The sequence below is a fragment of the Brevundimonas sp. genome, assembly GCF_030656255.1.
Taxonomy (GTDB): domain Bacteria; phylum Pseudomonadota; class Alphaproteobacteria; order Caulobacterales; family Caulobacteraceae; genus Brevundimonas.
The window spans coordinates 1-6,080 of the sequence record NZ_JAUSOE010000139.1; the positions used below are offsets into that span (position 1 = coordinate 1).

Consider the following 6,080-nt stretch of genomic DNA (forward strand, 5'->3'; position numbering starts at 1 on the left):
TGGGTGGCGCGGGGCAGCATGCCGTATTCGGCCGTGACCCAGCCCTGGCCCTTGCCGCGCATCCAGCCGGGGATGGTCTCCTCGACCGAGGCCGTCACCAGAACCTTGGTGTGGCCGAAGGTGATCAGGCACGAACCCTCGGCGTAGCGGTTGACCCCGGTCTCTATGGTCACGGGACGCAGTTGATCGTCGGTGCGTTTCGAATGGCGCATTGAGATGAATCCTTGGAAGCGGGGGCTGCGGTGCTTATCCTGAAACCGTGAGCCTGTATGCCCCCAAAACCCCGCCCTTCGACGGCGCCCAGATTACGGGCCAGTCCCTGGCGGGGCTGGCGGGGCTGGATGCGCGCGCGCGCGACATCTTCCGCCGCATCGTCGAGAGTTATCTGGAGACGGGCGAGCCGGTCGGGTCGCGCACCCTGTCGCTGGGCGGGATCGCCCTGTCGCCGGCCTCGATCCGCAATACGATGCAGGACCTGACCCTGGCGGGCCTGCTGGCGGCGCCCCACACCTCGGCGGGACGGATCCCGACCCATGCGGGCCTGCGCCTGTTCGTCGACGGCCTGCTGGAGGTCGGCGACCTGACCAAGGAGGAGCGGCGCGAGATCGACGGGCGGCTGGCCGGGCGGGCGCGGAACTTCGAATCCGCCCTCGACGAGGCGTCGAACCTGTTGTCCGGCCTGGCGGGGGGCGCCGGCGTGGTGTCCAGCCCGGTGCGGGATTCCGGCGTCAAACATGTCGAATTCGTCGCCCTGGGCGGGGATCAGGCCCTGGCGGTCATCGTCGCCGACGACGGCACGGTCGAGAACCGGATCATGACCCTGGCGGCCGGGGTCACGCCCTCGACCCTGGTCGAGGCCTCCAACTTCCTCAACGCCCGGCTTCGCGGCCGACCCTTCGCCGACGCCAAGCGCGAAATGACCCAGGAGCTGGAGATCGCGCGGCGCGAGCTGGACCAGACCGCCGCCCGCCTGGTCGAGGACGGGTTCGCCGCCTGGTCCGGCGGCCCGGACCGGGAGCGGGCCCTGATCGTGCGCGGCCGCGCCAATCTGTTGCAGGAGGGCGAAGGCCTGGCGGATCTGGAACGGGTCCGCGTCCTGTTCGACGACCTGGAACAGAAGGAACAGCTGATCGGCCTGCTGGACGGGGTCGACGCGGCCCAGGGCGTGCGAATTTTCATCGGCGCCGAAACGCGGTTGTTTTCACTTTCGGGTTCCGCCGTGATCGCGGCACCCTATATGAGCGGCCGACAGCGGGTTCTGGGCGCCATAGGCGTCATAGGCCCCGCAAGATTGAACTACGCCCGTGTCATCCCGTTGGTGGACTATACCGCCCGGGTGCTGGGCCGGATGCTGGACGGGAACGACAAGTGAGCGACAAGCCCCTTAACGACGATTTCAACGCAATGGACGCCGACATGGCGGAGACCAACGCCGAACACGGCCTGGACGCCCATCCCTCTGACGATCTGGCGCCGCTGGACGCCGTGATCGCCGAGCGCGACGAGTGGAAGGACCGCGCCCTGCGCGTCGCCGCCGAGATGGAGAATCTGAAGCGCCGCGCCGAGACGCAGCAGAACGACGCCCGCGCCTTCGCCATTCAGCGCTTCGCCAAGGACCTGCTGGGCGTGGCCGACAATCTGGAACGCGCCCTGATGGCCGCGCCCAAGGACACGGACGGCCCGACCGTCGCCCTGGTGACGGGTCTGGAAATGACCCAGAAGGCCCTGTTGCAGGCGTTTGAGACCAACGGGCTGAAGCGCGTCGCCCCCGAGACCGGCGAGGCCTTCAACCCCCATCTGCACCAGGCCATGATCGAACAGCCGTCGGATACGGTTCCGGGCGGCGCGGTGCTGCAGACCATGCAGTCCGGCTTCGAACTGTTCGGCCGCACCATCCGCCCGGCCATGGTCGTGGTCGCGGCCAAGGGCTCTGGCGCGCAAGGCGCCAACCCCTATGGCGCCGCCCCCGCGCCCGAAGGTCAGTCTTTCGACGGCAAGGCCTGATCGTCAAAGGCCGCCTCTCAGGCGGGTGCGCCCTCGAGTGCGCGTGAGCGAGAAGTGAAAAGTGAGCGAGAAGTGAGCGGCGGCGTTTCTGCGCGGCCCTCGCCCCTTGCTCACTCGCACTATTCACTCACCCTCCTCAGAACCTCCGCCGCCATCCGCCGATCAGGGCGAATTCCGGCGCCGCGTCGGCGACATGGCGCGGCTGACGGCTGGCCACGGCCTGAACCGTCAGGCTGGAGCCGTCCCACAGCCGCCGCTCGCCGCCCAGGATGAAGTCGATCTGACGACCGCTGGGGGTCGCCGAGAAGCTGCGGCGCGAATAGGTCAGAGGGTCGAAATACTCGACTGGCACGTCCGCCAGCCAGGCCGAGAAGGTCCCGCTCTCGATCCGCAGCGGCTGGGACAGGGTGAAGCTGATCCGGTCGCAGAGCGCCGAACAGCCGGTCAGCAGGCCCAGACGCCAGTTCGAACTGATGGCGGCCTGGTCCATCGACAGGAACCGGCCCTCGCTTTCGGTCGAGCCCATGCCGGCCTCGCCGATCAGGGCCAGGCCGGGCCTCAAGGTCCAGTCGCCCCCCACCGCATAGAAGCTTGTGCGCGACGGCAGGGCGAAGTCCGATCCGCCGGGCAGAAAGGCCCCCAGGGGCCCCAGACGCTCGTCCAGACCGCCGATGCTGACCGACAGGCCGCCGTCGGCGCCGCGCCAGGCCAGGGTGGCGCGGCTGTAGCTTGAAGCCTCTTCCTCGACCCGCCTCAGCGGCATGCGCCTGTCCCCGCCACCGGTCTCGGCCGCCAGGGTCAGAGACCCGAACCGCACGGCGCCCCGCGCTGCATGATCCGCTTGCGCCAGGGCGGCGAAAACGTCGCCCGCCGCGCCGTCGAAGGGCGACCGCGCCCCGCCCCGACCCTGCCAGGTGGCGAAGCTCAGTCGGCCCATCTCCAGATCCAGCATGGCCTCCTGGCGGGGTTCGTCGCCCAGCCACGGCGCGGCGGTCAGGTCGTAGCGCGGCGCGATGGGCTCCGGCGTCTCGGCCGGTTGAGAGGCCGTCAGGTTCAGTCGGCCGCCGTTCGGCAGGGCCAGACGGGTCGTCGCCGTCCGGCTGGGTTCGAACGGCGCGGCCTGATACGAGCGGCTGGGCGCCGTCGGATAGGCCCCGCCCAGTTGGACGGCGAACATCCGGTCATAACTGTCGAACAGCACGGTCCCCAGGGCCGTCTGGCGCGCGAAGGCGTCGCCGAAGGCCGCGCCGACGAAACTGCCAGGCTCGCTCTCGGCCACGATGGAGCCGCCGTCGGCCATCGGGGTCGAGCTGGTTCCCACCGGCCGGAAGGCGCTGGCCAGATCCAGCAGGCCGCGGCCGTAGACGATGTCGGTCCCGGCGTCCCCGGCATCGCGCGCCGACTGGATCAGAATGGCCAGGGCCTCGCGCGCCGACAGATTGGGGAAGGCGTCCATCAGCAGGGCCAGGGCGCCCGAGACATGGGGCGCCGAGAAGGATGTGCCGTTGATCCGCCAGCAACTGGTTCCGTCGCAGCCGGTGATGACGTCCTCGCCCGGCGCGGAAATATAGGCGGCGGCCGTGACGCCCGCGCGGTTCGAGAAATCGGACATGAGATTGGTCGCGCCGTGCGATCCCACGGCGATCACGGCGCCCGAGAACCGGGGGTCCACCGCATACTGGGCGGGCCAGCCGGGATTGGCTTCGCCGTCATTGCCCGACGAGGCGACGATGACCGCCCCGGAATTGACCGCGCGCAACAGGGCCGCCTCGAAGGCCGAACCCAGCCGGCCGTCGCCGCCCAGGGACATGTTGATGATCTTGACCCCGTTGGCGACGGCGAAATCCAGAGCCCGCACCAGATCCGAACTGCTGAAACAGACGTCGGTGTTTTCCTCGTCGCAGTCCGAGATATCGGTGCGGATCGACAATATGGTCGATTCATAGGCCACGCCGACCGTCCCCAAGCCGTTGAAGTTCGAGGCGATCACCCCCGACACCAGGGTTCCGTGGCTGTCGTTCGCGACATAGGGGGTGTTGCGGCCCAGGACCACGTCGGTCGAGGCGGTGGAAATCCGCCCGACCAGATCGGCCTGGCTGTTGCTGACGCCGGAATCGACCACGGCGACCGTGACGCCGTTTCCGGTGGCGCCGGCCTGCCAGCCGACCTCGGCCTTCATATTGGCCAGTCCGTAGTTCCGCAGATACTCGGACGAAGACACTGACGGGGGTGGCGGCGGAGGGGGTGGAGGGGGTGGCGGAGGCGGTGGTGGCGGGGGCGGTACGACGGGCGTTACGGCTCCTCCGCCGCCACCTCCACCTCCCCCGCCGCCACAGGCGGCCAGGGGGAGAAACAACAGGCCTGCACCCAGCAGGACCGCTCTGCGAAACCGCGAACCGCCCATGTTCACCCCTCCAGGACGCAGAGCCCTCCGCAATGCGTCACATCAGTAACAATTCAACTCCTTAACGCTTTGTCGAGGTGGGCCAGAAGTTTCACCCATCCGTCCTTGGCGTCCGCCTCGGCGTAACTGGCGCGATAGTCGGCGTGGAAGCCGTGCGGCGCGTCCGGATAGACGATGATGCGACTGTCCGTCTGGCCCGCACGCGCCAGGGCCTCGCGCATCCGTTCGACGCTGGCCAGGGGGATGCCCTGGTCCTGGCCGCCGTACAGGCCCAGGACCGGCGCCTTCAGGTCGTCGGCCAGATCGACCGGCCACGGCTGGCCGGACGAAACCTGCACTGGCGTCGCGTCCGGCGCGGGGGCCAGACGGCCGTACCAGGCCACGCCGGCGCCGATGACGGCGAACCGCGCCGCCGCCTGCCAAACCACCTTGCCGCCCCAGCAGAAGCCGGTGATCCCGACCTTGCCGTCCCGCGCCCACAGCTGCTGGCTGGCCCAGTCCAGGGTCGCCGACAGATCGCCCATCACCTGCTCATAGTTCGCGGCCCCGACGATCTGCATGATCCGCCCCATATCCGACAGGGGCGCCGGATCCTCGACCCGGTTGAAGAAGGCGGGCGCAATGGCGGCATAGCCCTGTTTCGCCAGCCGACGGCAGACGTCGCGGATATATTCGTGAACGCCGAAGATCTCGGACACCACCACGACCACCGGGAAGGGGCCGTCGCCTGCGGGACGGGCGACATAGGCGGGCAGTTCAAACCCGTCCGGCGCCGGATAGGTGACCTCGGCCGTCTCGAGCCCGGCGGCGTCGGTGGTGATCGGTTGGGCCTCCTTGGCCAGGGCCGCGACCGCATAGCCCGAGAAGAGCAGCCCCCCCAAAGCGCCCACCGCCCTGCGGCTCAGCTTCAGATCATCGGCAGTCTGGCCTTCGGGGCGGATCAGGACGGTCATGGGGCGGCTCCAGAACGGGGGGAGCCGGCAGACCATCACGGGGCGCGCAGGGCGTCCAGTCAACTTAGGCGGAAGTGGATCCGATCTGTTTGGCGAAACAGACGGCTTGCGGCCGATCGACATAGGGGCCGTAGGGCGGAATTTCGCGATAGCCGGCGTGGAGATAGAAGCGCACGGCCGCCGTGTTGACGCGGCGCGTCTCCAGACGGATTTCGTCGTAGCGGAGGGTTTCCGCCCTCGCCTCCAGGGCCGCGAGCACGGCGGAACCGACGCCCCGTCCGGCGACGGCCGCATACATGCGCTTGATCTCGGCGACGCCCGGCTGGAGCGGACGCAGGGCGCCGCAGCCGAGGGACCGACCCTGCTCGTCCCGCGCCAGCAGGAAGGCCGCGCCCGGCCCCCGCACATCGTCCGCGTCGAACGAGGCCTGGCCGCTGGAGCCCGTGATCGCCGCCAGTCGCTGGGACAGGGCGGCGATCAGGGCGCGGGCGTCGGCATGGTCCGGATCGGCGTCCTCGATAAGGATCATCCGGGCTCGATTCTCAGTGCCGGAAGACCCGGACGCCAGTGAAGGCCATAGCGATGCCCTTTTCATCCGCGGCGGCGATGACCTCGGCGTCTCGCATGGAGCCGCCAGGCTGGATCACCGCGGTAGCGCCGGCCGCGACGGCTTCCAGCAGGCCGTCGGCGAAGGGGAAGAAGGCTTCGGAGGCGCAGGC

The 6,080-nt window shown here is 69.3% G+C and carries 5 protein-coding genes and 2 pseudogenes; 2 read left to right on the forward strand and 5 right to left on the reverse strand.

Features of this window, described 5'->3' with window-relative positions:
- Window positions 1–212 (reverse strand): annotated as a pseudogene (locus Q7J26_RS13975) (ribonuclease PH); the annotation flags it as partial.
- Between the two features lie 92 nt (window positions 213–304).
- On the opposite strand from Q7J26_RS13975, the gene hrcA reads away from it, so the two are divergent.
- Both hrcA and grpE read left to right on the forward strand, forming a co-directional pair.
- A complete protein-coding gene (gene hrcA, locus Q7J26_RS13980; RefSeq protein WP_304937015.1) occupies window positions 305–1,372 on the forward strand; it encodes a heat-inducible transcriptional repressor HrcA in 1,068 nt (355 codons plus the stop codon).
- A 44-nt stretch (window positions 1,373–1,416) separates the two neighbouring features.
- The gene (grpE, locus tag Q7J26_RS13985) at window positions 1,417–2,004 is read left to right on the forward strand and encodes a nucleotide exchange factor GrpE (RefSeq protein ID WP_304937016.1); all 588 of its coding nucleotides are present in this window, start codon (window positions 1,417–1,419) and stop codon (window positions 2,002–2,004) included.
- A 136-nt stretch (window positions 2,005–2,140) separates the two neighbouring features.
- Here grpE and Q7J26_RS13990 read toward each other — a convergent pair whose 3' ends face one another.
- The 4 genes and pseudogenes from Q7J26_RS13990 to purH all read right to left on the reverse strand — a co-directional run.
- Window positions 2,141–4,183 (reverse strand): S8 family peptidase, encoded by a 2,043-nt coding sequence (locus Q7J26_RS13990; RefSeq protein WP_304937012.1) that lies wholly within the window; start codon window positions 4,181–4,183, stop codon window positions 2,141–2,143.
- A 278-nt stretch (window positions 4,184–4,461) separates the two neighbouring features.
- Window positions 4,462–5,361, reverse strand: coding sequence for a dienelactone hydrolase family protein (locus Q7J26_RS13995; RefSeq protein WP_304937013.1), 900 nt, complete (start codon window positions 5,359–5,361; stop codon window positions 4,462–4,464).
- A gap of 64 nt (window positions 5,362–5,425) precedes the next feature.
- Window positions 5,426–5,890: a GNAT family N-acetyltransferase gene (locus Q7J26_RS14000; RefSeq protein ID WP_304937014.1), complete on the reverse strand. Its 465-nt coding sequence runs from the start codon at window positions 5,888–5,890 to the stop codon at window positions 5,426–5,428.
- A gap of 13 nt (window positions 5,891–5,903) precedes the next feature.
- Window positions 5,904–6,080: pseudogene (gene purH, locus Q7J26_RS14005) on the reverse strand (bifunctional phosphoribosylaminoimidazolecarboxamide formyltransferase/IMP cyclohydrolase); the annotation flags it as partial.

Bases quoted from the DNA above. Each gene is read 5' to 3' on its own strand.
- grpE (WP_304937016.1), top strand. From the start codon at position 1,417: ATGGCGGAGACCAACGCCGAACACGGCCTGGACGCCCATCCCTCTGAC.
- Q7J26_RS13990 (WP_304937012.1), bottom strand. From the start codon at position 4,183: ATGAAGGCCGAGGTCGGCTGGCAGGCCGGCGCCACCGGAAACGGCGTC.
- Q7J26_RS13995 (WP_304937013.1), bottom strand. From the start codon at position 5,361: ATGACCGTCCTGATCCGCCCCGAAGGCCAGACTGCCGATGATCTGAAG.
- Q7J26_RS14000 (WP_304937014.1), bottom strand. From the start codon at position 5,890: ATGATCCTTATCGAGGACGCCGATCCGGACCATGCCGACGCCCGCGCC.